The sequence below is a fragment of the Paracoccus sp. ME4 genome (assembly GCF_046736325.1).
Taxonomy (GTDB): Bacteria; Pseudomonadota; Alphaproteobacteria; order Rhodobacterales; family Rhodobacteraceae; genus Paracoccus.
In genome coordinates this window covers 918211-944980 of record NZ_CP151276.1, presented here as the reverse complement: position 1 = coordinate 944980, position 26770 = coordinate 918211, and the positions used below count along the sequence as shown (strand labels likewise).

The window sequence follows — 26770 nt, the reverse complement described above, 5'->3', positions numbered from 1 at the left end:
CCTAGCGGGCAAGCCAGCCTCCATCGACGTTCAGGATCGCGCCGTTGACATAGTCGGACGCGGGTGCCGCCAGGAACACGGCGGTCTGGGCGATGTCCTCGGGGCGGCCCCACCGGCCGGCGGGGATGCGCTCCAGGATGGCGCGGCTGCGGTCGGGATCGGCGCGCAGCGCCTCGGTGTTGTTCGTCTCGATATAGCCCGGCGCGATGGCGTTGACGTTAAGCCCGCGGCCCGCCCATTCATTGGCCATCAGCTTGGTCAGCCCCGCCACGCCATGTTTCGACGCGGTATAGGACGGCACCCGGATGCCGCCCTGGAAGGACAGGAGCGAAGCGATGTTGATGATCTTGCCCCGACCCCGCGGCAGGGCGGCGCGCGCGAAGGCCTGGCAGGTGAAGAACAGCGCCTTGGCGTTCACGTCCATCACCGCGTCCCAATCGGCCTCGGTGAAGTCCACCGCATTGTCGCGGCGGATGATGCCCGCATTGTTCACCAGGATGTCGATGGGCTGATCCGCGAAGACGTCGCGGGCCGCCATCGGATCGGCGAAATCGAGCGTCAGCGACCGGCCCGACCCCATCATCGCCACCGTCTGATCGCAGTCGCGCCGACCGCTGGCGATCACCTCGGCCCCGGCCTGGGCCAGCGCCACCGCGATGGCCTGGCCGATGCCGGTATTCGCGCCGGTCACCAGCGCGGTGCGGCCTGCAAGGGAAAAGGCGCTCACCGCAGGTCCCCCGGCTGGACGAAGTCCATGTCGGTATAGTCGACATTGTCCCCCGCCATCGCCCAGATGAAGGTGTATTCGCCGATGCCCGCGCCCGAATGGATCGACCAGGAGGGCGACAGCACGGCCTGTTCATTGGCCACGAAGATGTGGCGCGTCTCCTGCGGTTCGCCCATCAGGTGCAGCACGCGCGCCTCGGGCGCCATGCCGTGATAGAGATAGGCCTCCATGCGGCGGTCATGGACATGGGCGGGCATGGTGTTCCAGACCGACCCCTCCAGCAGGGAGGTATAGCCCAGCACCAGCTGGCAGCTTTCCATGACCAGCGGATGGATGAACTGCTTGATGACGCGCTTGTTCGAGGTCTCGGCCGCGCCCGTCTCGACCTTCTTGGCCTCATCGACGGTGACCAGGCGGTGCGGCAGGGCGCGATGCGCGGGCGCCGAGGTGATGTAGAACCGCCCCTGCCCCGAGAACGTCACCGCCCCGGCGCCCATGCCCAGATAGAGCACGTCGCCGTTGCCCATATCCCAGCCCTGGCCCGCGGCCTCGACCCGGCCCGGCCCGCCGATGTTGACGATGCCCATCTCGCGCCGGTCGAGGAAGCTGGGCGTGCGGGTCTCGGCCACCGCGTCCAGGACCAGCGATGCGCCGGCCGGCACCGCGCCGCCCACGACGAAGCGGTCGTAATGCGTGTAGGTCAACCGGATCTCGCCTTCGGCGAACAGCCCCTCGACCAGGAAATGCTGCCTCAGTTGGGCGGTATCCATGCCGCGGGCGTGGTCGGGATGGATCGCATGGCGCGTCTCGACATGGGTCATCGGGGGTCCTTTCACAGAAAATCGTCGCGGCGGGGGGTGAAGCTGTCGATCAGCACGCCCTCCTCCAGGCACAGGCAGCCATGTTCGGCGCCCGAGGGGATGATGAAGGCGTCGCCGGGCCCGACCTCGAAGTCGCGTTCGGCGACGGTAAAGCGGTAGCGGCCCGACTGGACATAGGTGGACTGCACATGCGGATGGCTGTGCAGCGCCCCCCGGTCGCCCGCCGCGAAGGCGAAGCGGACGACCATCAGGTCCGGCGCATGGGCCAGGACGGTGCGGACGGGATCGGTCATGGCGGGTCCTTCTCAGCGGAAGACGGAGGGCAGCCACAGCGACAGCGCCGGGACATAGGTGACCACCATCAGCACGCCGAGCCCCGCGAGGTAGAAGGGCCAGACGCTGCGCATCGCCTCCCAGATCGAGATGCGGGCCACGGCGGCGGCGACGAACTGCACCGGCCCCAGGGGCGGCGTGTTCAGGCCGATCCCGAGGTTCAGGATCATGATGACGCCGAAATGCACCGGATCGACGCCGAAGGCCGCGACCACCGGCAGGAAGATCGGCGTGGTGATGATGATCAGCGGCGACATGTCCATGAAGGTGCCCAGCACCAGCAGAACGATGTTGATCATCAGCAGGATGATCAGCGGGTTGTCCGACACCGACTGCATCCAGTCGAGCGAGATCTGCGCGACATGCAGATAGGCCATCAGCCAGCCGAAGGCTCCGGCCATGCCGATGATCAGCAGCACCATGGCGGTCGTGCGCACCGCCTGCTGCGTGGCGTGGACGAAGTCGGCGAAGCTCATCGAGCGATAGACGAGCACCGTCACCAGAAGCGCATAGAGCACCGCGATGCAGGAGCTTTCCGTGGCGGTGAAGATGCCCGAACGCACGCCGCCGAAGATGATCGCGATCAGCAGCAGGCCCGGAATGGCGTTCAGGAAGTGATGCCCCACCCGGCGGAAGCCCTGGAACGGCTCGGTCGGATAGCCGCGCTGCCGGGCCACGACATAGGCGGTCACCGACAGGGCCAGCGCCAGGAGCAGGCCCGGGATGATCCCGGCGGTGAACAGGTCCGCAATCGAGATGCGGCCCCCGCCCGAGATGGAGTAGATGATCATGTTGTGGCTGGGCGGCAGCAGCAGCGCGATCAGCGCCGCCATCGACGTGACGTTCACCGCATAGTCCGCGCCGTATCCGCGCGCCTTCATCTGCGGGATCATGATCCCGCCCACGGCCGCCGCCTCGGCCACGGCCGAGCCGGAGATGCCGCCGAACAGGGTCGAGGCCGCGATGTTCACCTGTCCCAGCCCGCCCCGCACATGCCCGATCATCGAGCCCGCGAAGGAGACGATGCGCGCGGCGATGCCGCCCCGCACCATCAGGTCGCCCGCGAAGATGAAGAAGGGGATCGCCATCAGCGTGAAGACCGAGATGCCCGCCGACAGGCGCTGGAACACCACGACCGGCGGCAGCTCCAGATACATCACCGTGGCCAGGCTGGAGATGCCCAGGCAGAAGGCGATCGGCGTGCCGATCAGCATGAGGGCGGTGAACAGCCCGAAGAGGATCGCGTATTCCATGGGCTCAGGCCTCGCTCATCAGGACGTCTTCGGCATCGGGGCGGTCCACCGCCCGGCGGCCGGACAGGCGGTTCAGCAGGTGTTCCAGCATGAACAGCGACATCAGCACCCCGCCCACGAAGAGCGGCATGTAGGTGAAGCCCCCCGGCAGCCGCACCACCGGCAGCGAGCTGTCCCAGGTGCGCGCCATCAGCTGCCAGCCATAGACCACCATGCCCAGGCTGAAGAGCAGCACCGAAAGGTCCGACAGCGCCTTGAGCACGGTTCCCGCGCGGTCGGGCAGCACGTAGAGCAGGATCTCGAAGCCCATATGGAAGCTTTCGCGCACCCCCACGGCCGAACCGAGGAAGATGAACCAGCTCATCAGCAGGATGGCGACCGGCTCGACCCAGAGGAGGCTGTCGTTCAGCACGTAGCGCCACCAGACCTGGGCGAAGACGATGACGGTCATCGCCACAAGCCCCAGCCCCGCCGCCCACAGGCTGAGACGGCAGAGCATGGTGTTGAGACGTGACAGGGCACGGAGACTGCCTTGCATGGCATCACCCTTTCGTGGCGGAGAATGACGGGGGGCCCGCGCCTGCGCGGCGCGGGCGTGGCGGTCACTGGGTGGCGCGGATGCGCTCGACCAGGTCGCGGTTCTCGGGGGTGGTCACGTACTTGTCGTAGACGGGGACCATCGCCTCGATGAAGGGGGTCTTGTCGATCTCGGTCACGACCTCGGCGCCCGCGGCGGTCACCTTGTCCAGCGAGGCCTGCTCCTGGGCCGCCCACAGCTCGCGCTGCAGCGTGGAGGAGTTCCGCGCCGCCTCGCGCAGGATCTCCTGATCCTCGGGCGAGAGCTTGTCCCAGCTGGTCTTGGACATGGCGACCAGTTCGGGGACGATCAGGTGCTCGTCCAGGGTGTAGTACTTGGCGACCTCGGCATGGCCCGAGCTGTCATAGCTGGGAAAGTTGTTCTCGGCCCCGTCGATGACGCCGGTCTGGATGCTGGAATAGACCTCCCCATAGGGCATCGGCGTGGCATTGGCGCCAAGCGCGGACATCATGTCAACGAAGACGTCGTTCTGCATCACGCGGAACTTCATCCCGGCCAGGTCCTCGACCGACTGGATCGGCTTGCGCGAGTTGTAGAAGCTGCGCGCCCCGCCGTCGTACCAGGCCAGCGCCACCAGGTCGCGTTCCGCGAAGGCCGCGGCGATCTCCTCGCCGATGGGGCCGTCCAGGACCGCGTGGCTGTGCTCGACCGAGGTGAACAGATAGGGCAGCGACATGATCTGGGTGACCGGCACGATGTCGTTGAACGAGCCGAAGCTGGCGCGGACCATGTCGATCACGCCGAACTGGGTCTGCTCGATCGTGTCCTTCTCCTCGCCCAGCTGCGAGGAAGGGAAGACCTCGATGCAGATGCGGCCGTCGGTCTTCTCCAGGACCTCCTCGGCCATGGACTTGACCGCCTCGACGGTCGGATAGCCGTCGGGATGGGTGTCCGATGACCGCAGGGTGATCTCGCAGGCGGCGGCGAAGCTGGCCGAGGCCAGCAGCGCGGCAAAGGTCGTCGTCAGGAACTTCATCTTATCCTCCCAGTGTGAAGCTCAGAGCCTGTAGGCCTCCTTGGCCAGGCCATAGGTCAGCAGCCCGGCCAGTTCGGGCGCCTCGTCCTCCGCGAGGCGTCCCGTCGCGACCAGCGTCGCGAGCCAGGCGCAGTCCACCCGCCGCGCGACGTCGTGGCGCGCGGGGATCGAACAGAAGGCGCGGGTGTCGTCGTTGAACCCCACGGTGTTGTAAAAGCCCGCCGTCTCGGTGGTCATCTCGCGGAACCGACGCATGCCCTCGGCGCTGTCGTGGAACCACCAGGCTGGACCAAGCCTGAGGCAGGGCCAGACGCCTGCCAGGGGCGCCAGTTCGCGCGCATAGGCGGTCTCGTCCAGGGTGAACAGGATCACCCTCAGCCGCGGGTCCATGCCCACCGCGTTCAGCAGCGGACGCAGCGCCGCGACGTAATCGGTGCGGCCGGGAATGTCGAAGCCCTTGTCGCGGCCGAACATGGCCAGGACGTCGTCGGAATGGTTGCGGCGCGATCCGGGATGGATCTGCATGACCAGCCCGTCCTCCAGGCTCATGCGGGCCATCTCGGTCAGCATGTGGCCGCGGAAGGCGTCGGCCTCCTCGGCGGTGCAGCCGCCGCGCAGGGCCTTGGCGAACAGCGCCGCCGCCTCGGCCCGGGGCAGGTCCTCGGTGCGCGCGCTGGCATGGCCGTGGTCGCTGGAGGTCGCGCCATGCGCGATGAAGAAGGCCCGCCGCGCCCGGTGCGCGTCCAGATAGCCCGCCCAGGTGGTCGTGTCGAAGCCCGTCTGCTGGCCCATCAGCGCGACATTGTCGGCAAACCCGGCCATCTCGGGGTCGATCACGCCGTCGGGGCGATAGGCGGTGATCACCCGGCCCCGCCAGCCGCTGTCCCGGATCATCGCGTGCCAGCGCAGATCGTCGGTCGCGGCCTCGGTCGTGGCGATGGCCTCGATGCCGAACCGCTCGAACAGGGCGCGGGGGCGGAACTCGGGGCGGGCCAGGCAGTCGGCGATGTGGTCGTAATACCAGTCGGCCGTCTCCGCCGACAGGCGGCGGTCGATGCCGAAGACATGCTGGAAGCTGTGATCCAGCCACAGCCGCGAGGGCGTGCCCCGGAACAGGTGGTAATGCTCGGCGAACAGCCGCCAGATCGCGCGGCCATCGGTCTGCGTGGGCCCGCCATCCACGCGCGGCACGCCCAGATCGGTCAGCGCCACCCCCTGCGAACACAGCATCCGGAAGACGTAGTGATCGGGCGTCACGAACAGCTGCGCGGGGTCCGGAAAGGGCAGGTCCTCGGCGAACCAGCGCGGGTCGGTATGGCCATGCGGCGACAGGATCGGCATGTCCCGGACCTGATCGTACAGCGCGCGCGCCAGATCGCGGCTGCGCGGATCGGTCGGGAACAGGCGGTCTTCATCCAGCAGGGCCACGCGGTTCCTCCGACTCACTTGCCAATGCACTAGTCGTCTAATATGCTAGTTTACAGGATGCGTCAACCGAGGGAACCGCCATGCCGCTGCCGGATCTGGACAGCCTGCCGCCGATGCAGGACCTGCGCACGACATCGGTCACCGACCAGATCTTCGAGACGCTCTATGCGCGGGTGGTGAACCTGACGCTGCCGCCCGGCGCCAAGCTGTCCGAGGCCGAGGTCGCGGCCCAGATGGGCGTGTCGCGCCAGCCGGTGCGCGACGCCTTCTACCGGCTGTCGCAGACGGGCTTCATCCAGATCCGCCCGCAGCGCGCGACCACCGTCACGCCGATCTCGGTCGAGGCGGTGATGCAGGCCTATTTCATCCGCAGCGCGCTGGAGCAGGCGACGATGCGGGTGGCGGCGCTGCGGCTGCAGCCGCAGGACTGGGACGGGCTGGACCGGCTGATCACGCTTCAGGAACAGGCCAGCCGCGCCGATGACCGCGGCGCCTTCCATGCGCTGGACGACCGGTTCCACCGTGACATCTGCGCGGCCTCGGGGATGGACTTCGTCTGGAACCTGGTGCGCGACAACAAGGGCCACATGGACCGCGCGCGCTATCTGTCGCTGTCCTACGGCGCCTCGACCGCCTGGCTGGAGCACCGCGAGATCCTGACCGCGCTGCGCGCCCGTGACCCCGATGCCGCCGCCGCCGCCGTGCGCGACCATCTGGCCCATATCCAGGACATCCTGGACCGCCTGCGCATGGACCAGCCGGGCATCCTGGACTGACCCACCGCCATCGCCCGAAAGACCGCCCCATGACCCTGCCGCCCGTGCTGCCCCGCCGCCCCGAAGGCGCGCCCGATGCGATCCGCCTGAACCCCGCCGACAGCGTGGGCATCGCGCTGCGCCCGCTGGAGGCCGGGGAGCGCGTGCTGGACACGACGCTGACCGAGCCTGTCCCGCGCGGGCACAAGTTCGCGCTGACCGCGCTGAACCCCGGCGATGCGGTGGTGAAATACGGCCAGATCATGGCGCAGGCGACCCAGCCCATCGCGCCGGGTCAGCATGTGCATGTCCACAACATCGCCATGGCCGCGACCCATTCCCACAAGGCCGACCAGCGCGGCCAGCTGCCCCCGCCGCCCGCCCGCAGGACGTTTGAAGGCTATCTGCGGCCCGACGGGCGGGTGGGGACGCGCAACTTCATCGGCATCCTGGCCTCGGTGAACTGCTCATCCACGGTGTGCCATGCCATCGCGCAGGCGGCGACGCGGGTGCTGGGGCCGAAATACCCCAACATCGACGGCTTTGCGCCCATCGTGCATGACCAGGGGTGCGGCATGGTCAACCAGGGCGAGGGGTTCGACGTGCTGGTGCGCACGCTGAAGGGCTATCGCGACCATCCCAATTTCGGCGGCGTGCTGATCGTGGGTCTGGGCTGCGAGGTGAACCAGCTGACCCTCTATCAGCCCACCGACTGGACGCGCGAGCGCTTCCACAGCTTCAACATCCAGGAGGTCGGCGGATCGGCCTCGGCCGTCGCCCGCGCGCTGGAGCTGCTGGAGCCGATCGCGGCCGCCGCCGATGCCGACCGGCGCAGCACGCAGCCCGTCAGCGCGCTGACCCTGGGCATGCAATGCGGCGGCTCGGACGGGTTCTCGGGCATCACCGCGAATCCGGCGCTTGGCGTCGCGTCGGACCTGCTGGTCGCGGCGGGCGGCACCTCGATCCTGTCCGAGACGCCCGAGATCTATGGCGCGGAACATCTGCTGATCGCGCGGGCGGACCCCGCGACGGGCGCGCGCATCGCGGGCATGATCGACTGGTGGCGCGACTATGCGGCGAAGAACGGCGCGTCCCTGGACAACAACCCCTCGCCCGGCAACAAGAAGGGCGGGCTGACAACCATCCTGGAGAAATCCCTGGGCGCGGTGGCCAAGGCGGGCATGGCGCCGGTCGCGGGTGCCTTCGCCTATGCCGAACGCATCGCGGTGCCTGGCCTCGTCTACATGGACAGCCCGGGCTATGACCCGGTGGCGGCCACGGGCCAAGTTGCGGCGGGGGCGAACCTGATCGCCTTCACCACGGGGCGCGGATCGTGCTTCGGCGCCAAGCCCGCGCCGTCGATCAAGCTGGCCTCCAACTCCGACCTCTATGCCCGCATGCCCGAGGACATGGACATCAACTGCGGCACCGTCGTGGACGAGGGCGTGCCCCTGGCCCAGATGGGGGCGCGGATCTATGACCTGCTGCTGGACACCGCCTCCGGCCAGCACACGCGGTCCGAGGATTTCGGCTATGGCGACAACGAGTTCGTCCCTTGGAGGATCGGCGCGGTCCTCTAGCGCAGCGCGGCCTCGGCCGCCTCGCGGATGGCGCGCAGCGGGTGGCGGACCCGCGGGGCCATGGGCAGGACAGCGCCCCCCGCGCCATAGCCCCAGGGGTGCAGCGCCGCCTCCTGCGCCGCGCCGAGCGGGCCATAGGCATAGTCGCGGTTGCCGTCGCGCACCGGCTCGGCCCCGGTGCCCGGCGGCAGGTCCAGAAACGCGGCCAGGGCGGAGCGATGCGCGTCCGGGCGGGCCACCAGATCCTCATAGCGCAGCAGCATGACCGCATGCAGATGCGCCAGATCGGCCTCCAGCTGCCGATGCGCCGCGATCCAGTGGTCGATCATCGCCGCCGCGGGCATGTCCACCCATTTGGCGACCGCCGCCGCGACCGCCTGCGGGTGGCGCATCACCACCACGAACTGCGACAGCGGGAACAGCTGCTGATAGAGCCGCATCCGGGTCAGATTCACGGGCGACTTCTCGACCCGCCAGGACCCCGCATCGAACCAGGGCGCCCAATCGGCCTCCAGCCGCAGCCGTGTCTCCAGCCGGTCGTGGCGGCAGCCCTCGATCAGGTGCTGATCGGGATCGGTCGCGAAATGCATGGGGCGCCCGTGCAGGGCGGTATGCGCGATGGCACCCTGCAGATAGACGCCCTCGTTCTCGGGGACGGGGGCGGAGCGGATGGCCGCGACACCCGGCAGATCCCCGATCATCCGCGCCGTCAGCGAGGTGCCCGACCGGTGCAGCCCGCCCACGAAGACATAGCGGTGCGCGGGCCTGTCCGGGGTCATGTCGCGCTCCGCTCGGGTCGATAAATCTATATCAATGGGTTCAGTCGGGACCCGTGGCGGGTCCGGCGTCGTTCATCCCTCAGAGAAATCACCCCGCAACGCTTATCTCAAGTGGAAACGACCATGCATGTCATGCATGTCGCCCTTGGCGGCTGCCTTAAGGCACCACCGGTCAGCTATGGCGTGACCGAGGACACCGGCGGCCACATCGCCTATGTGCTGGGCGCGGCCCAGGCCCAGGCACGGCGGCCGGACGTTCGCGCCGTCTCCATCGTGACGCGGGCCTTCGCGGACCCAGCGCTGGACCCGGTCCATGACCGCGCCGAGGAGACCCTCGCCCCCGGCTGCCGCATCCTGCGGCTGCGCACCGCGACGACGCGCTATCTGGCCAAGGAGGCGCTGGAGGCCGAGCTGCCCGCCCTGACGCAGGCCTTCCTGCGCCTGCTGGCCGAGGGGCCGCGCCCCGACGTCATCCATGCCCATTTCGCCGACGCCGCCGAACTGGCGCAGGCCGCGCATCGGGCCTTCGGCATTCCGTGGCTCTATTCCAGCCATTCGCTGGCCTTGGACAAGTCGCGCACCTTGGGCGGCGCGCCGGACGCCGCGCTGGACCGCCGCATCGCGCGCGAGCAGGCGGCGATCCGGGCCGCCCATGGCATCATCGCCTCGTCCCGCGACGAGGCGGAGTGCCAGATCCCGGCCTATGATCCCGGCGCCGAAGGTCGCGTGCATCGTGTGGCCCCCGGCGTGGCCGTGCGGCCCGCGGGCGATGCGGAGCGTGCCCGCGCGCTGATCGCCCCCTTCCTGCGGGATGCGGACCGGCCGGTCATCCTCGCCGTGGCGCGGCCCATCGCCAAGAAGAACCTGGCGGCCCTGATCCGCGCCTATGCCGGCGATCCGGCCCTGCAGGCGCGGGCGAACCTGGTGATCGTGGCGGGGCTGCGCGACGGGTTGCAGGACGGCTGCCCGGACCGCGACCGCGTGATGACCGAGCTGTTCGACCTGGTGGACCGCCACGACCTCTGGGGGCGGGTGGCCCTGCCCCGGCAGCATCGACCGGCCGATATCGCGGGCCTCTATGCGATGGCCGCAGAGGGCGGCGTCTTCGTGAACCCGGCCCTGCACGAGCCCTTCGGCCTGACCCTGATCGAGGCCGCGCAGGCCGGCGTGCCCTTGGTCGCGACCTGTCACGGCGGCGCGTCCGACATCGTGGCCAGCCTGGGCACCGGCGCGCTGATCGACCCGGCCTGTCCGCGGTCCATCGCGGCGGGGATCACGCGGATGCTGGACCATCCGCAGGGCGCGCGCGAGGCGGCGCAGCACGCGCGGCGGCTCTATGACTGGGATGGCTGGGCGGCGGCGGTGCAGCGGGTGATGGCGGGGCTGGCGCGCCCCGACCCGGTGATCGCCTGCCCGTCGGGGCTGCTGGCCTGCGACATCGACGGCACGCTGACCGGCAGCCGCGCCGGGGCCGCCCGCTTCGGCGATTGGGCCGCCGGGCGCGACCGGGGGCTGATCCTGGCGGTGGCCACCGGCCGGTCGGTGCCCGAGGCGCGCCGCATCCTGGATCAGTGGCGCCTGCCCCGCCCGGACCTGATGATCACCTCGGTCGGCTCGGAGATCTGGCGGTGGAGCGGCACGGCCGGCCTGACCTGCTGCGCCGATTACGCGGGGCTGATCGGCGCGGACTGGGACCGCGACGCGCTGCTGGACCTGCTGCGCCCGATGGATCTGACCTGGCAATCCGCGCAGGACCAGCGCCGCTTCAAGCTGTCCCTGCTGGGCGACGCGCAGGTGGCCCGACGCATCGGCGCGGCCTTGGCGCGGCACGGGCTGGCCGCCCGCGTCATTCATTCGCATGGCCGCCTGATCGATGTGCTTCCGCGCCGGGCGGGCAAGGCCGCCGCGATCCATTTCGAGGCGCGCCGCCTTGGTCTGACGCCCGACGCCTGCACGGTGGCGGGCGACAGCGGCAACGACCTGGACATGCTGCTGGGCTTTCGCCGCGCGATCATCCCGGCCAATGCGCTGGCGGAACTGGCCTCGGTCCGCCACGCCTTCCGCAGCCGCCTGCCCCATGCGGCCGGGGTGCTGGACGGGCTGCGCCGCTTGGACGCAGAGGCCGCCCACACCATCGCGGCGGAGTAGCGGGATGCGCAGACCCATCGGATATTTCGTGCATCATCAGGGCCGCGGCCATGCCGAACGCTGCGCCGCGGTCGTCAACGCCCTGCCCGCAGACCGCCCCGTCACCGTCTTCTGCGCCCGCGACGACATCTTTCCGACGCTGCGCGAGGGGGTGACGATCCGCACCATCCCCAGCCTGTTCGAACCGCCCGCCGACCGTCCCGCGACCGACTGGATCGCCACCCCGGACACGCTGCATTGCGCGCCGGTGGGCTGGACCACGATCCGTCAGGCCATGGCCGTCATGGCGCAGTGGTTCCACGAGGCCGACCCCGCCCTGATGATCAGCGATGTCAGCGCCGAGGTGGCCCAGCTGGCCCGCATCTGCTCGGTCCCGCATGTGAAGGTGCTGCAGCATGGCGATCGCGGCGATCCGGGGCACATGGCCGCCTATCGCGGGGCTGCGGGGCTTCTGGCGCCGTTCCACCCCGATCTGGCGCAGCCCGACTGGCCGGGCTGGATGCGCGAAATGACCTTCCATGCGCCTGGTCTGGGCGTGCATCAGGCCCTGCCCGACGGGGCGGTGGCGCGGCGGCGCCTTGGGCTTGATCCCGACCGCCCCGTCGCGGTCGCGGTCAGCGGCGGGGGCGGCAATGGCTGGGCCGACGCGCCCTTCGGCGTCGCGGCCCGCAGTATCCCCGAGATGGACTGGATCGTCATCGGCCACATCCAGCGCGACTGGCATGCGACGCTGCCCGCGAACCTGCGGCTGGCCGAATGGGTGGACAATCCGCTGGATTATCTGGCGGCGGCGGACGTGATCCTGTCCTCGACCGGGAACACCACCTGCCAGCAGGCGCTGGCCGCCGCACGGCCGTGGGTCGTGGTGCCGGAATGGCGCTATTTCGACGAACATCTGTGCAAGGCCCGCGCGCTGGCCGATGCGGGGGCGGCGCTGCATCTGCCGCTGCTGCCCTCCTCGGCCCATCGCTGGCGCGAGGCGCTGTTCCAAGCGCGGGCGATGCACGACCCGGACCTGCAGCGCCGGCTGGCGGGACGGGGCATGGCCTCCGCCACCGCCGCGTGGCTCGAATCCCTCGCGGCCCGCCTGTGGGACGAGGCCGCCCCCAAAGAAATCCAGAAGGACTTTGCCGCATGACCACCGCCTCTGCCCTGACCATCGCCGCCGGCCGTGCCGAGCATCTGCGCAACGTCATCCGCGGCTTCGACGCCCAGACCGTCCCGCCGGTCGAGATGATCGTGGCCGTCATGCAGGACGCCCCCTATGACGACCTGCCCCGGACCCGCTTTCCGGTGCACCAGATCATGGTGCCGCCGCGCGACGGCCAGCTGCCGCTGGCGGCCGCCCGCAATGCCGCGGCGGCGGCGGCGTCGGGCGACGTGCTGGTCTTCGTGGACGTGGACTGCATCCCCGGTCCCGGCCTGATCGCCGACTATGTCGCCGCCGCGCGCCCCGGTCAGGGGCTGATGATGGGCGAGGTGCTGTACCTGCCCGACGGCGCCCTGCGCGACGGGATCGACGCGGGGCGGTTCGACGGGATGGGCGTGCGCCATTCCGACCGGCAGGCCCCGCCCCCCGAAGGGCTGCGCGCCTGCGAGGATTACCGCTGTTTCTGGTCGCTGAACTTCGCGCTGCACCGGGCGGACTGGGACCGGTCGGGCGGTTTCGACGAGGGCTATCTGGGCTATGGCGGCGAGGATACGGATTTCGGGCGCGGCCTTTCGGAACGCGGCATGCCTATCTGGTGGATGCGCGGCGGGCGGGTCTATCACCAGTATCACCCGCACTGCATGCCGCCGATCCACCAGATCCCGTCGGTCATCCGCAACGCCGACTATTTCGCCAGCAAATGGGGGCATCGCACCATGGAGCATTGGCTGCACGCCTTCCGCCTGATGGGCCTGATCGAGAACGGCGCCCAGGGCCTGCGCATCCTGCGCCAGCCCGACGATGCCGATTTCGCCCTGTGCCGGCAGGAGCCGCACATGCCCTATGCCAACACCCGCCGCGTGCTGGACCGCCTGCAGGGCATCGCGGGGCCTGAGCGTCACGACCCGGCGCGCATCCGCGAGGTAGAGCGTCAGCAGGCCGACATGCTGGCCCGGCGCGCGGGCTGAGCCGTGGCGCTGGACATCGGCATCGTCGCGCATCTGCGCCATCCCATCGCAGCCCCCTTCATGGGCGGGATGGAGGCGCATGCCTGGCATCTGGCCCGCGGCCTTCAGGCGCGCGGGCACCGGGTCGCGCTATACGCGGCGGGGGACAGCGATGCGCGGTTCGACCTGCGCCCGCTGATCGCGCGGCATTACGACCGCGACTATCCCTGGCACGACTTTCACGGGACCGAGGTGCTGAACGCGTTGCTGTACCGCGCCTTTGAGGGCTGCATCGCGGCTCTGGAGCGCGCGGGGCATGACGTGGTGCACAACAACAGCCTGCACCGCTTTCCCCCGCGCCACGCCCATGCGCACGGCCTGCCGATGCTGACATCGCTGCATGTGCCGCCCTTCGAGGGCCTGCGCCTGGCCGCGCAGGACAGCATTTCGCCCTGGTCGCGTTTCACCGTCTGTTCGGACCAGCAGGCCGGGATGTGGTGGCCTGACGGGATGCCCGAGGGCGCGACGGTGGTGCCGAACGGGATCGACCTGGACCTGTGGCCCTTTGTCCCGACGGGCAATGGCGAGGCGGTCTGGGCGGGCCGCATCACCCCCAACAAGGGCGCGCATCTGGCGCTGGAGGCCGCACGGATCGCGGGCGTCCCGCTGACCCTCTTCGGCAGCATCGAGCATCGCGACTATTTCGAGGACCGGGTGCGGCCCCTTTTGGGCGAGGGTCGGCGCTATGGCGGGCATCTGACGGGACCCGCGCTGGCGCAGGAGATGGGGCACGCCTCGGCCCTGCTGTTCACGCCCCTGTGGCAGGAGCCCTTCGGCCTGGTCGCGATCGAGGCGATGGCCTGCGGCCTGCCGGTCGCGGCGACGCGGATCGGGGCCACGGCGGACGTGATCGGCCCCTGCGGCGCCTATGCCGAACCCGATGACGCGGCCGGTCTGGCCCGCGCCCTGCACGCCGCGTTGCGGGTGCCGCGCCGCGAGGCGCGCCTGCGGGTCGAGCGTCTGTTCAGCCTGGACGTCATGCTGGACCGCTACGAGGCGCAGTACCGCCTGGCCATGGCCGCGGCCCCGGTGGCCGTGGTCTGAGGGCGCGTCGCGCTTTCGTCCCGGCCCGTTCTGGCCTAAAAGGCGGCTCCGGCTGGCTGGATGGGGCTGATGAAGACGCAATCCTCGACCGATATCGCGCAGGGCGCGGCGCGGCGAAACCTGGCCTATCTGGGCCGCATGCGCTGGATCGCGGTGGCGGGGCAATTGCTGGCCATCTGGGGCACGGTCATGCTGCTGGAGGTCGCCCTGCCGTGGCGGCAGATGCTGCCGGTCGTGGCCTTCCTGATCCTGCTGAACCTGGTCTCGGCCTGGCGGCTGCGGCGGGGGCAGACCATCACCGATCTCAGCGTCGCGGCCGAGCTGCTGATGGACGTGGCCTGCCTGACGCTGCTTCTGTACCTGTCCGGGGGTGCCACGAACCCCTTCGTGTCGCTGTTCATCCTGCAGGTCATCCTGGCCATCGTCCTGCTGCCCCGGCGCCATGCGGCGGCGATCCTGCTGGCGACCGTCGCGGCCCATGGCTGGCTGACGGGCAATGGCGTGCCGATGGAACTGCCGCATCTGTGGCATGGGGACGGGCCCAGCTTCCTGAACCTGCACCTGCAGGGGATGTTCCTGTCCTTCCTGCTGGCCGCGGGGCTGCTGACCTGGTCGGTGACCCGCATCACCGCGAACCTGCGCGACCGCGACGCGCAGATCCAGACGCTGCGCCAGCAGATGCTGGAGGAGGACCACCTGGTCCGCCTCGGCCTTCTGTCCAGCGGCGCGGCGCATGAGCTGGGCACGCCGCTGACCACGCTGGCGGTCACGCTGGACGACTGGCAGACGCTCGGCGCGCCGCAGGGGGCCGCGCTGGAGGAGAAGCTGGCCGTGATGCAGCGCGAGCTCTCGCGCTGTCGTCAGATCGTGTCCGAGATGCTGCTCTCCTCCGGGCAGGAGCGTCTGGAGGAGGCGCACGGGATGCGCGCGCGGGCCTTCCTGGAGGACGCGATCCAGGGGCTGCGCCTGCCCGTCCGGGTCCGCGTCGATGCGCGTTGCGATCCGGTGATCATGGCCGATCCGATGCTGGAGCAGGCGGTGCGCCAGCTTCTGGACAACGCGGTCGAGGCGGGCAGCCGCGCGATCCGCATCACCCTGTCCCCCGACGGGCCGGATCAGCTGGCCATGGTGATCGAGGATGACGGGCCGGGCTTTCCCGCCGACATCCTGGCCGATCCCGGCCAGCCCTACCTCAGTTCGCGCGATGGCGTCGGGCGCGGTCTGGGCCTCTATCTGACCGGAAATGTCATGCGCCGCCTGAACGGCGAGATGCGGCTTGCCAATCTGCCGGACGGCGCGCAGGTGACGCTTCTGCTGCCGATCCTGGAGGATGCGACATGACCCGGACCCTGCTGATCGTGGAGGATGACACCGCCCTGGCCGCGACGCTGATGGAGAGCTTCACCCGACGCGGGTATCGGGTCCGCCATGCCGGATCGACCGAGGAGGGCATCGCGCTGGCCGAGGGCGATCCGCCCGACCTGGCGCTGGTCGATCTGAAGCTGCCGGGGCGCAGCGGGCTGGAATGCGTGCAGGCGCTGGCCGCGATGGAGCCTGCGCCGCGGATCGTGGTGCTGACCGGCTTCGCCAGCATCGCCACCGCCGTCGAGGCGATCAAGCTGGGTGCCGCGCATTACCTGGCCAAGCCCGCCACCACCTCCGAGATCGAGGCCGCCTTTGCACGCGAGGCGGGGGACGCCTCCGTATCCGTCACCGCGCGCCGCACCAGCCTGCGCACCCAGGAATGGGAGACGATCCAGGCGACGCTGCGCGACTGCGACTTCAACATATCGGAGGCGGCGCGGCGGATGGGCATGCACCGCCGCACCCTGGCGCGCAAGCTGGCCAAGCCGCCGATCGGCTGAGCGTCACGCCCGTTCGGGGCGGTGGATGAAGACCAGCAGGATGGCCAGCCCCGCCGCCATCGCGAACCAGGTCAGCGCATAGCTGAGATGGCTGTTGGGGAAGGACACGACCGTCAGCCCGCCGATGGGCGCGCCCTGCCCCGCGCCGCGATCCAGGTCCAGGAACCACGGCGCGACGGGAGCGAAGCCACCCGCCTGCGCGATGGCCCGGGTGTCGCGCGAGAACCAGCGCCCGGCCTCGGGGTCGTTGTCGCGCAGGAAGGCGCCGCCCTCCTGGCTGGCGCGCATCAGGCCGGTCAGGATCTGGCCCTGCCCGTCCGGCGGGGGGGCGTAGTCAGCCGTCGCATCCGCCGCGACGAAGCCGCGATTGACCAGCAGCTGCCAGCCCTGATCGGTGCGGAAGGGGGTCATGACCCAGTATCCCGCTCCGAAATCGGTGACCGCGCGGACCAGCGTGTCGGCGGCGGGCACATAGGCGCCCGTGACCGTCACATGGCGGTATTCGAATTCCTCGCCGGGTCCGGTCGTCGCGGGGGCGGCGACCGGGGGGGCGGTGACGGCGGCCTCGGTCCGCGCGATCAGGTCGCGCTTCCACTCCAGCCGCTGCACCTGCCAGACCCCCAGGGCCAGGAAGATCAGGACCAGCACGGCCCCCGGCAGGACGATGCCCCACCGCAGCGGCCCCCACCGCCCCGACATGTCAGGTCCCGAAGCCCGACAATTGCGGCATGCCGTCATGGTTCATCTGGGGCATCATGTTAGCGTTCATGTTGTGCATGACCCAGAGCGATCCGGCCAGGATGATGACCACGACGACGGCGGTGAAGATCAGCGCCATCATCGTCCAGCCCTCGTCCGAGCGGCCGTTCATGTGCAGGAAGTAGACCATGTGGACCACGACCTGGATCGCGGCGCAGGCGATGACGATGCCGCCGGTCAGGACGCGGCTCTCGAACCCGCCGGCCATGACGACGGCGAAGGGGATCGCGGTCAGGATCACCGCCAGGATGAAGCCGATCGCATAGGAGCGGTAGCTGCCGTGGTCATGCCCGTCCGGGTGGTGGACATGGGCGGCGTGATTGGCATGGGTCGGGTTGGCCATCAGATCATCCCCAGCAGATAGACGAAGGTGAAGACGCCGATCCAGATGACGTCCAAAAAGTGCCAGAACATCGACAGGCAGGTCATCCGGCGGATGTTGGCGCCGGTCAGCCCGTGCTTCCTGATCTGGACCATCAGCGTGACCAGCCACAGGCAGCCGAAGGCCACGTGCAGCCCGTGCGTGCCGACCAGCGCGAAGAAGGACGACAGGAAGGCCGAACGCTGCGGCCCCGCGCCCAGGTGGATCAGGTGCTGGAACTCGTAGATCTCGACCGCCAGGAAGGCCAGGCCCAGGGCCAGGGTCACGCCCAGCCACATCATCGCCGGACCCTGCCGCCGCGCCAGCGTGGACAGCATGGCAAAGCCGAAGGTCAGCGAGGACAGCAGCAGGAAGGCGGTGTTGATGGCGACCAGATGCAGTTCGAACAGCGCCTGCGGGCCGGGGCCCGCGGCATAGCTCTGGCCCAGGACCCCGAAGACCGCGAAGAGGACCGCAAACATCAGGCAGTCGCTCATCAGGTAGATCCAGAACCCGATGGTGGTGGAGGCCCCCTCCTCATGGTGGTGGGGGCTGGTGTCCCAGTACTGGACGTCGGTTGCGGTGGTGGTGGTCATGATGTCCTCCGATCAGGCGCGCAGGGCCGCCAGCTGGCGGTCGCGGGCGGCCTCGGTCCGGGCAACCTCTTCGGCCGGGATGTGGAAGTCGCGGTCATAGTTGAACGTGTGGGCGATGGAGACGGCGATCAGCCCCAGGAAGGACGCCGCCGCCAGCCACCAGATGTACCACACCAGCGCAAAGCCGCAGATCGTGGCCAGGGCCGCCAGGATCACCCCCGTGCCGGTGTTGCGCGGCATGTGGATGGGCAGATAGGTGGCCTTGGGGCGGGCCTGGCCGACCTGCTTCATGTCGCTCCAGGCGTCCAGGCCGTGCACGACCGGGGTGAAGGCGAAGTTGTAGGCCGGCGGGGGCGACGAGGTCGCCCATTCCAGCGTGCGCCCGTCCCACGGATCGCCGCTGTCGTCGACCAGCGCCTTGCGCCGCCAGATCGAGACGCCGAACTGCATGAACATCGCCGCGATGCCGCCCGCGACCATGGCGACGCCAAGCCCCGAGATGGCGAACCAGATCCACAGGTCCGGGTCGTCGAAGACCCGCATCCGGCGCGTCACGCCCATCAGGCCCAGGATGTAGAGCGGCATGAAGGCGAACCAGAAGCCCACGACCCACAGCCAGAAGCTGACCTTGCCCCAGAAGACGTCCAGCGTGAAGCCGAAGGCCTTGGGCCACCAGAAGTTGATGGCCGCGAACAGGCCGAACAGCACGCCGCCGATGATCACGTTGTGGAAATGCGCGACCAGGAACAGCGAGTTGTGCAGCACGAAGTCCGCCGGCGGCACGGCCAGCAGCACGCCCGTCATGCCGCCGACGGTGAAGGTCAGCATGAAGGCCACCGTCCACATCATCGGCAGGTCGAACCGGATGCGGCCGCGATACATGGTGAAGATCCAGTTGAACAGCTTGGCCCCCGTGGGCACCGAGATGATCATGGTCGTGATGCCGAAGAACGCGTTGACCGACGCACCGGACCCCATCGTGAAGAAGTGGTGCAGCCAGACCAGGTAGCTGAGGACCGTGATGCAGACGGTCGCATAGACCATCGAGGTATAGCCGAACAGCCGCTTGCCCGAGAAGGTCGCGGTGACCTCGGAGAAGACGCCGAACAGCGGCAGGATCAGGATGTAGACCTCCGGGTGGCCCCAGATCCAGATCAGGTTCACGTACATCATGGCGTTGCCGCCAAGATCGCTGGTGAAGAAGTTGGTGCCGACATAACGGTCCAGCGTCAGCAGGACCAGCGTCACCGTCAGCACCGGGAAGGACGCAACGATCAGCACGTTCGTGCAGAGCGCGGTCCAGGTGAAGATCGGCATGCGCATGTAGCCCATGCCCGGCGCGCGCATCTTGATGATGGTCACCAGCAGGTTGATGCCCGACAGCGTGGTGCCGACACCCGCGACCTGCAGGCCCCAGATGTAGTAGTCGACGCCCACCCAGGGGCTGAAGCCGATGCCCGACAGCGGCGGGAAGGCCAGCCAGCCGGTCTGCGCGAACTCGCCCACGAACAGCGAGGCCATGATGATGACCGCGCCGCCCGCCGTCAGCCAGAACGACAGGTTGTTCAGGAACGGGAAGGACACGTCGCGCGCGCCGATCTGCAGCGGCACCAGATAGTTCATCAGGCCGGTGATGAAGGGCATCGCCACGAAGAAGATCATGATCACGCCATGGGCGGTGAAGATCTGGTCGTAGTGATGCGCGTTCAGGTAGCCCTCCGAGCCGTTGAACGCCAGAAGCGACTGGAGCCGCATCAGCATCGCGTCCGAGAAGCCCCGCACCAGCATGACCAGTGCGAGCACCATGTACATGATGCCGATCTTCTTGTGGTCCACGGATGTGAACCACTCATGCCAGAGATAGCCCCAGAGGCGGTACTTGGTCAGCACCGCCAGAAGGCCTGCGCCGCCGATCGCGACGACGACGAAGGTGACCCACACGATGGGGTCCTGGGGGATTGCGCTGAGGTTCAGACGGCCAAGAAGAAAGGTCGTGCTGTGGTCGATCGTGGCCATGATTTCTGTCCTGTCTCTCGGCTCAGAGCTCGTCCGCGCGCTGCGGCAGTCCGGTCAGGACCGGCGCCTGCGGGCGCAGCATGTCTGCCAGGCCGGTGCCCGGTTGGGGCAGGCTGTGTCCGCGCAGCGGCGCGGGATTGATGGGGTTCGGCGGCAGGTCCGCCCGCAGCGTCAGCATGAGTTCCTCCTCGGCCGGCGTGCACAGGCCGGTGACGTAGAAGGGCTGCCACCCCAGGGTGGGTGCGCGGTCGCCGCGGCGGATGTCGCCCTCGGCCGCGCTGGCCTGCATGTTGGCGGTCCCCGCCAGGCCGATGCCGCCCTGCGCGTCCAGGGCCATCATCTCGGCCATGCACATCTTGCCGTCCTCGACGCACAGGTTCACCACGCGCGAGAACAGCTGCGGATCGACGCTGCCGTACTGCATCGGGGGCACGTTCTCGGAGGGCTGGGCCAGCGCCAGGTATTCGGTGCGGTCCAGGCTCTCCTCCGCCTCGCGGGTGCGGGCGGCCCAGTCCTCGAACTCGGCCGCGGGGACGGCATTCGCCTTGAAGCGCATCCCCGAGAAGCCCGCGCCGGAATAGTGCGACGACATGCCCTGGAACGTGCCCTCGGCGTTGAAGATGCCGTGCAGCGTCGTCTCCATGCCCGGCATCGAGTAGATCATCCCCGCCATCGACGGGATGTAGAAGGCGTTCATCACCGAGGAGGAGGTCAGGCGGAACTCGATCGGGCGGTCCACCGGCACGACCAGCTCGTTTACGGTCGCGACGCCCTGCTCGGGATAGATGAACAGCCATTTCCAGTCGAGCGACACGGTCTCGACCACCAGGGGGGTCTGACCTTCCTCCAGCGGCCGATCGGCCGAGATGCGCTGGATGGGGCGGTAGGGGTCCAGATGGTGCGTGCCCACCCAGGTCATCGCGCCAAGCGCGATGATGATCAGCGCCGGGATCGCCCAGATGACCAGCTCCAGCTTGGTCGAGTGGCTCCATTCCGGCGCATAGCTGGCCGAGCGGTTGCGCTCGCGATAGCGCCAGGCGAACAGCGCGACCAGCACCAGCACGGGGATGATGATGATCAGCATGATGCCCGTCGCCCAGACAAGAAGATCGCGCTGCTGGGACGCGATGTCGCCGGTCGGCGCAAGGACCTCGGCCTTGCAGGCCGATAGCATCATCAGGGGCAGCAGCCACGGGGTTCGCTTGATTATCCGCATCATAGCTTCGTCAATCCGGGTCATTGGCACGGCCATCTGCGCGCCGGGTGATTCGACACAGGGGGTCGAGACGTGGGTCTGGACTGCAGGTAGCGCGCCCGGGCGCCCGGCGGAATTGGACAAGTTGACCTATGACAACTTGTCCAATTTCCTTTCCCGCGCGTTGCAGGCAAGGCAGTGCCATATCCGGCGCGGTCCGCGTCGATGCAGCAGCTAGCAGGAGGCGTCTTGCCATGGCGACGTCAACCCATACCGGTTCCCGGCTCAATACCGGTCAGGACGCGGACGATCATCACGTCTCGCCGTCCGACATCGCGGTCGGCGTGATCATCGGCCGCACCTCGGAGTTCTTCGACTTCTTCGTCTTCTCCATCGCCTGCGTGCTGGTCTTTCCGGCGCGCCTGTTCGGGTTCCTGGACCCGGTGCAGGGCACGCTGGCCTCGTTCGTGCTCCTGGCGCTGGCCTTCGTGGCGCGACCGGTGGGCACGGTCATCTTCATGGCCGTCGACCGCGCGATCGGCCGCAAGGGCAAGCTGACGGCCGCGCTGTTCCTTCTGGGAACCTCGACCGTGGCGATGGGCCTGGTGCCCAGCTACGACACGCTCGGCTGGTGGGCGATCGTCATCATGGCGGTCCTGCGGATCGGTCAGGGCCTGGCCTTGGGCGGCACCTGGGACGGGCTTCCGTCGCTGCTGGCCCTGTCGGTCAACCGCGAGAAGCGCGGCTTCTACGCGATGATCCCGCAGCTGGGCGCGCCGATCGGCCTGGCGGTCGCGGCGCTGCTCTATGCCTATCTGCTGATCAACGTCTCGGCCGAGGAGTTCGTGGACTGGGGCTGGCGCTATCCGTTCTTCGTGGCCTTCGCGATCAACGTCGTGGCGCTGTTCGCCCGCCTGCGCATCGTGGCCTCGCCCGAATTCGACGAGATGCTGAACTCCAGCGAGCTGCGCCCCTCGCGCATCCGCCCCACGCTCCGCCAGGACGGACGCACCATGGCCCTGGGCGTCTTCATGCCGCTGGCAAGCTTCGCGATGTTCCACATGGTGACGATCTTCCCGCTGTCGTGGCGCTATCTCTACTCCGACAACCCGCCCGAAGCAGTGCTCTATTCGCTGCTCTGGGGCTCGCTGGCCGGACTGCTGTCGATCATCGCCTCGGGCTACATCGCCGATGCGTTGGGCCGGCGCCGGCTTCTGATGCTGGGCGCGGTGGGCATCGGCGTCTTCGCGATCCTTGGTCCGCTGATCCTGGCCACCGGACGCGAGGGTGCGACGATCTACATCGTGCTTGGCTTCACCCTCCTGGGCCTCAGCTTCGGGCAGAGTTCGGGCGTGATCGCGTCGCTCTTCGGCAAGAAGAACCGCTACACCGCCTCGGCGCTGGTCGCCTCGCTCTCCTGGATGATCGGTGCGGGCTTCGCCCCGCTGACCGCGCTCTCCATGTCCAGCGCCCTCGGTCTCTGGGCGGCCGGGATCTATCTGGGCTCCGGCGTCATCTGCACCGTCGTCGCAATCCAGATGTCCCGCCGCGGCGACATGGAAATCACGGACGAGTGACACTCGCAGCCCCCCCCCCGGCGCCGGACGGCGTCGGGGGCCGGCTCGCCTGCCAATCGGCACGGCGATTGATGGCAGTGATGAGGTCACCGACAGCCATCGTCGGCTTCGAACAGGAAGCGCCGTGAACCGCGCCGGGCTTGCCGGAGGCTGGTCGTGGTGAGTGATTCGGCCATGTCCTCAGTCTCCAGAGCGGCGTAGAAGTTGGCTTCTGCTTTCGCTGGCGAGATATTCCCAATGGGCTCAAGCAGACGGCGGTTGTTGAACCAGTCAACCCATTCAAACGTCGCGTATTCGACGCTCTCGAAGCTGCGCCAAGGGCCTCGGCGATGGATTGCTTCGGACTTGGAGAGGCAGTGAATGGTCTGGGCTAAGACCTTGCCGTCGCTCTCATCGACACTGCCGACAGAGGGTTCGATGTCAGCGTCGCCCAGCCTCTCGGTGTAGCGAATGGATAGATGTTGCGAGCCGCGGTCACCATGATGGACCAGCCCCAAGGCCGTTTTCGGCCGCCGGTCGTGGACCGCCTGCTCAAGGCATCCAGAACGAAACCGGTCTGGGCGGACGTTCTGGCGCGGTGACCGACGATCTTGCGGGCATAGGCATCAGTGACGAAGGCGAACTAGACGAACCCCTGCCAACTGGCGACGCAGGTGAAATCACTGATCCCCGTCCTCCGGCAGACCTCGACCGCCGGCGTGCCTTCCCAACAATGCTTCAGGACAAAAGCGTGTTTCGGGGCACCGTGAACCGCGCTGGTCTCATCGCTCTCAGCTCCACTCCCGGCAAATGAAGCTTCGCTGAAAACTCCGGCGTAAAACGGTCCAGGTCTCAGCCTGCAGAACACCTTCGGCCGCGTCGGGCGCGGCCGAAGGGCGGGTCGTCACTGGGCGGCGAGCTGCGCCTCGTGCCGATTCCAGCGGATCGACGACCACAGCGAGATGCCAATCAGCGTCGCACCGCCCAGGCCGGTGATGACCTCCGGGATGTGGACCAGGGACTGGGCGAACATCACCACGGACAGCGCGATGATCGCATAGAAGGCGCCGTGTTCCAGATAGCGGTATTCCGACAGGGTGCTGTTCTCGACCAGCATGATGGTCATGGACCGCACGTACATCGCCCCGATGCCCAGGCCGATCGCGATCACGAACAGGTTCTGGCTGAGCGCGAAGGCCCCGATCACGCCGTCGAAGCTGAAGGACGCGTCCAGGACCTCGAGGTACAGGAACGCACCCAGACCGCCCTTCGCGGCACCGTGCAGGGTCTCCTGCGTGCTGTCCAGCAGCCCGCCCAGAACCTCGACCAGCAGGAAGGTCATCAGCCCCCAGATCGCGGCGGTGAAGAAGGTCGTGCGCTCCGCACCCTCCAGCATCTGCGAGAAGCCCAGGACGAACAGCAGGACCACCGCGACCTCGACCCCGCGGATCGAGGCGTACTTGGCCATGTGATGTTCGATCCAGCCGACCCAGTGCACGTCCTTTTCGTGATCGAAGAAGAAGCTGAGCCCGACCATCATCAGGAACGTCCCCCCGAAGGCGGCGATGGGCAGGTGCGCGTCATGCATGATGCGGGCATATTCATCGGGCTGGCTGGCGGCCAGCACCAGCGCCTGCCACGGGCCGATGCCCGCCGCGATCACCACGATCAGCAGCGGGAACACGATCCGCATGCCGAAGACGGCGATCAGGATGCCCCAGGTCAGGAAGCGGCGCTGCCAGACCGGCTGCATGTCCTTGAGCTTGTTGGCGTTCACGATGGCGTTGTCGAACGACAACGAGATCTCCAGCACTGCCAGCACCGTGACGATGAACAGGATCGACAGCATGCCCCCAAGCGTGCCGGTCGTCTGCCATCCCAGCACTGCGCCCAGGATCAGGCCCAGGAAGGTGACGATGATTGCCCATTTCAGATAGGAAAGGACCGGGCGCTTCTGCGCGGCGGATAGGGTGTCCTGTGTCATGAGGAAAAGTCCAGGCGGTGAATCCGAAACTAGGTGCCGACATCACGAAAGCGCCGCCACTTTCGTCAGAGGGGCCCGGACACCACTCGATGCGTTCACGACGCCCTGCGACAATGTGTCCTACGGGAAGATTCGGCAAGCCATTCGTTCAGCTTTCGCACGATGAGCGCCATTCCGCGGATCTTGGATTTGGCGGTCGTGTCGATAGCGGGAGGCACGGGCTTCGTGGTAATCTTGTCGGGTCGGTGACAGTGCGTCGCAAAACCGACCAAGACTGCGATGGCACGATTGCACCAGTATGACTGCAGCATCGCAGCCACAGAGATACACAGCCCTGTGGGCGCGAGGTCTGGCGTCCACAAGGGGGCAGGACCAGATCATCCGTCGGAAGGGAGACGCGCCCGTCACGGATGACGGGCGCGGGTGATGCCTCAGGCGCTGCGGGTCTGGTCCTCGTGGCGCCCTTCGCCGAACTCCTCGATCAGCTTGGCGCAGAAGGCGGGCAGGTCGTCCGGGTTGCGGCTGGTCACCAGACCGCTGTCGGTCATGACCTCCTTGTCCACCCAGGTCGCGCCGGCATTGGTGATGTCGGTCTTGAGGCTGGGATAGGAGGTGATGGTCCGCCCCTTCAAGACACCGGCCTCGATCAGGACCCAAGGGGCGTGGCAGATGGCACCGACGGGCTTGCCCTGCGAGAAGAAGTCGTGAACGAAGGCCACCACATCCTTGTCCGCGCGCAGCGTATCCGCGCCCACGGTGCCGCCCGGAATGACCAGGCCGTGGAAGTCGCGGGCCGAAACCGACCCGACCGCGCTGTCCACCTGATGCTCCGACCCCGGGTCCAGATCGCCGTTCACCGTTTTCGCGGTGCCGGTCTGGGTGCTGACGACCGTGACCTTGGCACCGGCGTCGCGCAACGCGGCCAGAGGCTTGGAGAACTCCGGCTCCTCGGTTCCGCGGGGAGAGATCAGCAGGGCGATGTTCTTTCCATCCAGTTTCATGGGGCGTTCCTTTTCGGCAGCAATTCGTTCGCTGATGGAACGCGGCCCTCCGGGGGAAGGGTTCCTGCGCGTCGACAGGATGGCGCGCAAGCCACGATGCATCCTCGAAACTTTCACGGCGCCTTGCGTGACAGGGCCAAGCTTGCCTTCCGAACTGACGCATCGGCTAAGGTCCCTCGGCGACCTCACACCCTGCGCTTTCCTGGGAGGTGCACTGACGGCCATCGCAGACGGCCACCCGGCGTTGCGCACCAAGGAACTCATGGGTTGGGCCCTCAAAAAGCGGTCGACCTGAAAGTTTGACGGGGGGTGTCTCAGTTCAAGTTATCTTCGCGCTAGGCGCTCGTCGGGAAGTATCCATCTTTGCGGTGCCTATGTTCGCGAGGGCGAGCAACTGTCCTCACTCTGAACGAAGGCAAAGAGCACGCACCTATCCAGATGCTCAATTGGACAAGTGATCTTGCGATAGGTCAGATCGTTCAGATGCTTCGATGACGAACGACCTGGTAGAGCAACCGTCTCAATCCACTTCTCCGGACACCGATCCCACATCATGCGGAAGGTCGCCGCATGATCCGCTTCTGCGGCACCAAAACAGGCAATGTCGAAGAGGCCTTGATGGGCACCATCAATGATGGCCAAGGCACGATTGATATCGGTCTGCGTCTCCCGCGGCACGTTCCACCGTTGACCGCAACGGAGACGCTTGCATTCCATCGGTTCGGTTGCCGCATATGCGCCGGACACAGCGGCCACGGAAATGCCGACAAAAACTCTTGTATTTCACAGACCAACTGTCTACGCCGCAGCCAATCCTTTTTGTCGGGAATTCTGTGAC

General features: G+C 68.0%; 25 protein-coding genes and 1 pseudogene. 10 read left to right on the top strand and 16 right to left on the bottom strand.

Annotation, left to right across the window (positions count from 1 at the left end):
- Position 1: 1 nt before the first annotated feature.
- The 7 genes from kduD to uxaC all read right to left on the bottom strand — a co-directional run bounded on the left by kduD (position 2) and on the right by uxaC (position 6136).
- Positions 2-727, bottom strand: a complete 726-nt coding sequence (gene kduD / locus AACG61_RS04815) for a 2-dehydro-3-deoxy-D-gluconate 5-dehydrogenase KduD (protein ID WP_411838881.1) — start codon at positions 725-727, stop codon at positions 2-4.
- Positions 724-1548 (bottom strand): 5-dehydro-4-deoxy-D-glucuronate isomerase, encoded by an 825-nt coding sequence (gene kduI / locus AACG61_RS04810; RefSeq protein WP_411838879.1) that lies wholly within the window; start codon positions 1546-1548, stop codon positions 724-726. The genes kduD and kduI overlap by 4 nt, the downstream gene beginning before the upstream one ends.
- 11 nt (positions 1549-1559) lie before the next feature.
- The gene (locus tag AACG61_RS04805; RefSeq protein ID WP_411838878.1) at positions 1560-1841 is read right to left on the bottom strand and encodes a cupin domain-containing protein; all 282 of its coding nucleotides are present in this window, start codon (positions 1839-1841) and stop codon (positions 1560-1562) included.
- Positions 1842-1853: 12 nt separating this feature from the next.
- A complete protein-coding gene (locus tag AACG61_RS04800) occupies positions 1854-3134 on the bottom strand; it encodes a TRAP transporter large permease (RefSeq protein ID WP_411838877.1) in 1281 nt (426 codons plus the stop codon).
- Between the two features lie 4 nt (positions 3135-3138).
- On the bottom strand, positions 3139-3633 hold the full coding sequence (locus AACG61_RS04795) for a TRAP transporter small permease (RefSeq protein ID WP_411838876.1): 495 nt from the start codon (positions 3631-3633) through the stop codon (positions 3139-3141).
- 103 nt (positions 3634-3736) lie between these two features.
- Positions 3737-4708, bottom strand: a complete 972-nt coding sequence (locus AACG61_RS04790; protein ID WP_411838875.1) for a TRAP transporter substrate-binding protein — start codon at positions 4706-4708, stop codon at positions 3737-3739.
- A 21-nt stretch (positions 4709-4729) separates the two neighbouring features.
- Positions 4730-6136 (bottom strand): glucuronate isomerase, encoded by a 1407-nt coding sequence (uxaC, locus tag AACG61_RS04785; RefSeq protein WP_411838874.1) that lies wholly within the window; start codon positions 6134-6136, stop codon positions 4730-4732.
- 80 nt (positions 6137-6216) lie between these two features.
- On the opposite strand from uxaC, the gene AACG61_RS04780 reads away from it, so the two are divergent.
- Both AACG61_RS04780 and AACG61_RS04775 read left to right on the top strand, forming a co-directional pair.
- Positions 6217-6912, top strand: a complete 696-nt coding sequence (locus AACG61_RS04780) for a GntR family transcriptional regulator (protein ID WP_411838873.1) — start codon at positions 6217-6219, stop codon at positions 6910-6912.
- 29 nt (positions 6913-6941) lie between these two features.
- Positions 6942-8471 (top strand): UxaA family hydrolase, encoded by a 1530-nt coding sequence (locus AACG61_RS04775; RefSeq protein WP_411838871.1) that lies wholly within the window; start codon positions 6942-6944, stop codon positions 8469-8471.
- Here AACG61_RS04775 and AACG61_RS04770 read toward each other — a convergent pair.
- Positions 8468-9250 (bottom strand): sulfotransferase family protein, encoded by a 783-nt coding sequence (locus AACG61_RS04770; RefSeq protein WP_411838870.1) that lies wholly within the window; start codon positions 9248-9250, stop codon positions 8468-8470. The genes AACG61_RS04775 and AACG61_RS04770 overlap by 4 nt on opposite strands.
- A gap of 123 nt (positions 9251-9373) precedes the next feature.
- Here AACG61_RS04770 and AACG61_RS04765 point away from each other — a divergent pair, with 123 nt between their 5' ends.
- From AACG61_RS04765 to AACG61_RS04740, 6 genes are all read left to right on the top strand, one after another.
- Complete coding sequence (locus AACG61_RS04765; protein ID WP_411838869.1) at positions 9374-11398, top strand: HAD family hydrolase; 2025 nt, start codon at positions 9374-9376, stop codon at positions 11396-11398.
- A gap of 4 nt (positions 11399-11402) precedes the next feature.
- Positions 11403-12536 carry a glycosyltransferase gene (locus tag AACG61_RS04760; protein ID WP_411838868.1) on the top strand — a complete coding sequence of 378 codons (1134 nt, stop codon included), beginning with the start codon at positions 11403-11405 and terminating at the stop codon, positions 12534-12536.
- A complete protein-coding gene (locus AACG61_RS04755) occupies positions 12533-13516 on the top strand; it encodes a glycosyltransferase family 2 protein (protein WP_411838867.1) in 984 nt (327 codons plus the stop codon). The genes AACG61_RS04760 and AACG61_RS04755 overlap by 4 nt, the downstream gene beginning before the upstream one ends.
- Before the next feature lie 3 nt (positions 13517-13519).
- Positions 13520-14599 (top strand): glycosyltransferase, encoded by a 1080-nt coding sequence (locus AACG61_RS04750; RefSeq protein ID WP_411838866.1) that lies wholly within the window; start codon positions 13520-13522, stop codon positions 14597-14599.
- A 69-nt stretch (positions 14600-14668) separates the two neighbouring features.
- Positions 14669-15940, top strand: a complete 1272-nt coding sequence (locus AACG61_RS04745) for an ATP-binding protein (protein ID WP_411838865.1) — start codon at positions 14669-14671, stop codon at positions 15938-15940.
- Positions 15937-16464, top strand: coding sequence for a response regulator transcription factor (locus AACG61_RS04740; protein WP_411838864.1), 528 nt, complete (start codon positions 15937-15939; stop codon positions 16462-16464). Before AACG61_RS04745 ends, AACG61_RS04740 begins: the two co-directional genes overlap by 4 nt.
- A 3-nt stretch (positions 16465-16467) precedes the next feature.
- Here the strand turns inward: AACG61_RS04740 and AACG61_RS04735 are convergent, their stop codons facing one another.
- From AACG61_RS04735 to cyoA, 5 genes are read right to left on the bottom strand one after another with little or no spacing between them, the layout of a single operon-like run.
- A complete protein-coding gene (locus AACG61_RS04735) occupies positions 16468-17163 on the bottom strand; it encodes an SURF1 family protein (protein ID WP_411838863.1) in 696 nt (231 codons plus the stop codon).
- 1 nt (position 17164) lies between these two features.
- Complete coding sequence (gene cyoD / locus AACG61_RS04730) at positions 17165-17566, bottom strand: cytochrome o ubiquinol oxidase subunit IV (protein WP_411838862.1); 402 nt, start codon at positions 17564-17566, stop codon at positions 17165-17167.
- Positions 17566-18180, bottom strand: a complete 615-nt coding sequence (gene cyoC / locus AACG61_RS04725; RefSeq protein ID WP_411838860.1) for a cytochrome o ubiquinol oxidase subunit III — start codon at positions 18178-18180, stop codon at positions 17566-17568. The genes cyoD and cyoC overlap by 1 nt, the downstream gene beginning before the upstream one ends.
- A 12-nt stretch (positions 18181-18192) precedes the next feature.
- A complete protein-coding gene (cyoB, locus tag AACG61_RS04720; RefSeq protein ID WP_411838859.1) occupies positions 18193-20196 on the bottom strand; it encodes a cytochrome o ubiquinol oxidase subunit I in 2004 nt (667 codons plus the stop codon).
- 22 nt (positions 20197-20218) lie between these two features.
- The gene (gene cyoA, locus AACG61_RS04715; RefSeq protein WP_411838858.1) at positions 20219-21415 is read right to left on the bottom strand and encodes a ubiquinol oxidase subunit II; all 1197 of its coding nucleotides are present in this window, start codon (positions 21413-21415) and stop codon (positions 20219-20221) included.
- Positions 21416-21645: 230 nt separating this feature from the next.
- Between cyoA and AACG61_RS04710 the strand changes: the two genes are divergently transcribed.
- Entirely contained in the window at positions 21646-22968 is a 1323-nt protein-coding gene (locus tag AACG61_RS04710) for an MFS transporter (RefSeq protein ID WP_411838857.1), read from the top strand.
- Positions 22969-23054: 86 nt separating this feature from the next.
- Here AACG61_RS04710 and AACG61_RS04705 read toward each other — a convergent pair.
- The 3 genes and pseudogenes from AACG61_RS04705 to AACG61_RS04695 form a co-directional block, all read right to left on the bottom strand.
- Positions 23055-23635 (bottom strand): annotated as a pseudogene (locus tag AACG61_RS04705) (DDE-type integrase/transposase/recombinase); the annotation flags it as partial.
- 216 nt (positions 23636-23851) lie between these two features.
- Positions 23852-24931, bottom strand: coding sequence for a DUF475 domain-containing protein (locus AACG61_RS04700; protein WP_411838856.1), 1080 nt, complete (start codon positions 24929-24931; stop codon positions 23852-23854).
- Positions 24932-25362: 431 nt separating this feature from the next.
- The gene (locus AACG61_RS04695; protein ID WP_411838855.1) at positions 25363-25932 is read right to left on the bottom strand and encodes a type 1 glutamine amidotransferase domain-containing protein; all 570 of its coding nucleotides are present in this window, start codon (positions 25930-25932) and stop codon (positions 25363-25365) included.
- 570 nt (positions 25933-26502) lie between these two features.
- Here AACG61_RS04695 and AACG61_RS04690 point away from each other — a divergent pair.
- The gene (locus tag AACG61_RS04690; protein ID WP_411838853.1) at positions 26503-26769 is read left to right on the top strand and encodes a hypothetical protein; all 267 of its coding nucleotides are present in this window, start codon (positions 26503-26505) and stop codon (positions 26767-26769) included.
- Position 26770: the final 1 nt, after the last annotated feature.

What these genes read in the sequence shown, in the direction of transcription:
- cyoB (WP_411838859.1), bottom strand. Translation starts at nt 20,196, where the DNA reads ATGGCCACGATCGACCACAGCACGACCTTTCTTCTTGGCCGTCTGAAC.
- AACG61_RS04795 (WP_411838876.1), bottom strand. Translation starts at nt 3,633, where the DNA reads ATGCTCTGCCGTCTCAGCCTGTGGGCGGCGGGGCTGGGGCTTGTGGCG.
- AACG61_RS04695 (WP_411838855.1), bottom strand. Translation starts at nt 25,932, where the DNA reads ATGAAACTGGATGGAAAGAACATCGCCCTGCTGATCTCTCCCCGCGGA.
- cyoA (WP_411838858.1), bottom strand. Translation starts at nt 21,415, where the DNA reads ATGATGCGGATAATCAAGCGAACCCCGTGGCTGCTGCCCCTGATGATG.
- cyoC (WP_411838860.1), bottom strand. Translation starts at nt 18,180, where the DNA reads ATGACCACCACCACCGCAACCGACGTCCAGTACTGGGACACCAGCCCC.
- AACG61_RS04710 (WP_411838857.1), top strand. Translation starts at nt 21,646, where the DNA reads ATGGCGACGTCAACCCATACCGGTTCCCGGCTCAATACCGGTCAGGAC.
- AACG61_RS04700 (WP_411838856.1), bottom strand. Translation starts at nt 24,931, where the DNA reads ATGACACAGGACACCCTATCCGCCGCGCAGAAGCGCCCGGTCCTTTCC.
- AACG61_RS04740 (WP_411838864.1), top strand. Translation starts at nt 15,937, where the DNA reads ATGACCCGGACCCTGCTGATCGTGGAGGATGACACCGCCCTGGCCGCG.
- AACG61_RS04755 (WP_411838867.1), top strand. Translation starts at nt 12,533, where the DNA reads ATGACCACCGCCTCTGCCCTGACCATCGCCGCCGGCCGTGCCGAGCAT.
- kduI (WP_411838879.1), bottom strand. Translation starts at nt 1,548, where the DNA reads ATGACCCATGTCGAGACGCGCCATGCGATCCATCCCGACCACGCCCGC.
- AACG61_RS04770 (WP_411838870.1), bottom strand. Translation starts at nt 9,250, where the DNA reads ATGACCCCGGACAGGCCCGCGCACCGCTATGTCTTCGTGGGCGGGCTG.
- AACG61_RS04805 (WP_411838878.1), bottom strand. Translation starts at nt 1,841, where the DNA reads ATGACCGATCCCGTCCGCACCGTCCTGGCCCATGCGCCGGACCTGATG.
- cyoD (WP_411838862.1), bottom strand. Translation starts at nt 17,566, where the DNA reads ATGGCCAACCCGACCCATGCCAATCACGCCGCCCATGTCCACCACCCG.
- AACG61_RS04790 (WP_411838875.1), bottom strand. Translation starts at nt 4,708, where the DNA reads ATGAAGTTCCTGACGACGACCTTTGCCGCGCTGCTGGCCTCGGCCAGC.
- AACG61_RS04690 (WP_411838853.1), top strand. Translation starts at nt 26,503, where the DNA reads ATGATCCGCTTCTGCGGCACCAAAACAGGCAATGTCGAAGAGGCCTTG.
- AACG61_RS04745 (WP_411838865.1), top strand. Translation starts at nt 14,669, where the DNA reads ATGAAGACGCAATCCTCGACCGATATCGCGCAGGGCGCGGCGCGGCGA.
- AACG61_RS04780 (WP_411838873.1), top strand. Translation starts at nt 6,217, where the DNA reads ATGCCGCTGCCGGATCTGGACAGCCTGCCGCCGATGCAGGACCTGCGC.
- AACG61_RS04800 (WP_411838877.1), bottom strand. Translation starts at nt 3,134, where the DNA reads ATGGAATACGCGATCCTCTTCGGGCTGTTCACCGCCCTCATGCTGATC.
- AACG61_RS04765 (WP_411838869.1), top strand. Translation starts at nt 9,374, where the DNA reads ATGCATGTCATGCATGTCGCCCTTGGCGGCTGCCTTAAGGCACCACCG.
- AACG61_RS04735 (WP_411838863.1), bottom strand. Translation starts at nt 17,163, where the DNA reads ATGTCGGGGCGGTGGGGGCCGCTGCGGTGGGGCATCGTCCTGCCGGGG.
- AACG61_RS04760 (WP_411838868.1), top strand. Translation starts at nt 11,403, where the DNA reads ATGCGCAGACCCATCGGATATTTCGTGCATCATCAGGGCCGCGGCCAT.
- AACG61_RS04775 (WP_411838871.1), top strand. Translation starts at nt 6,942, where the DNA reads ATGACCCTGCCGCCCGTGCTGCCCCGCCGCCCCGAAGGCGCGCCCGAT.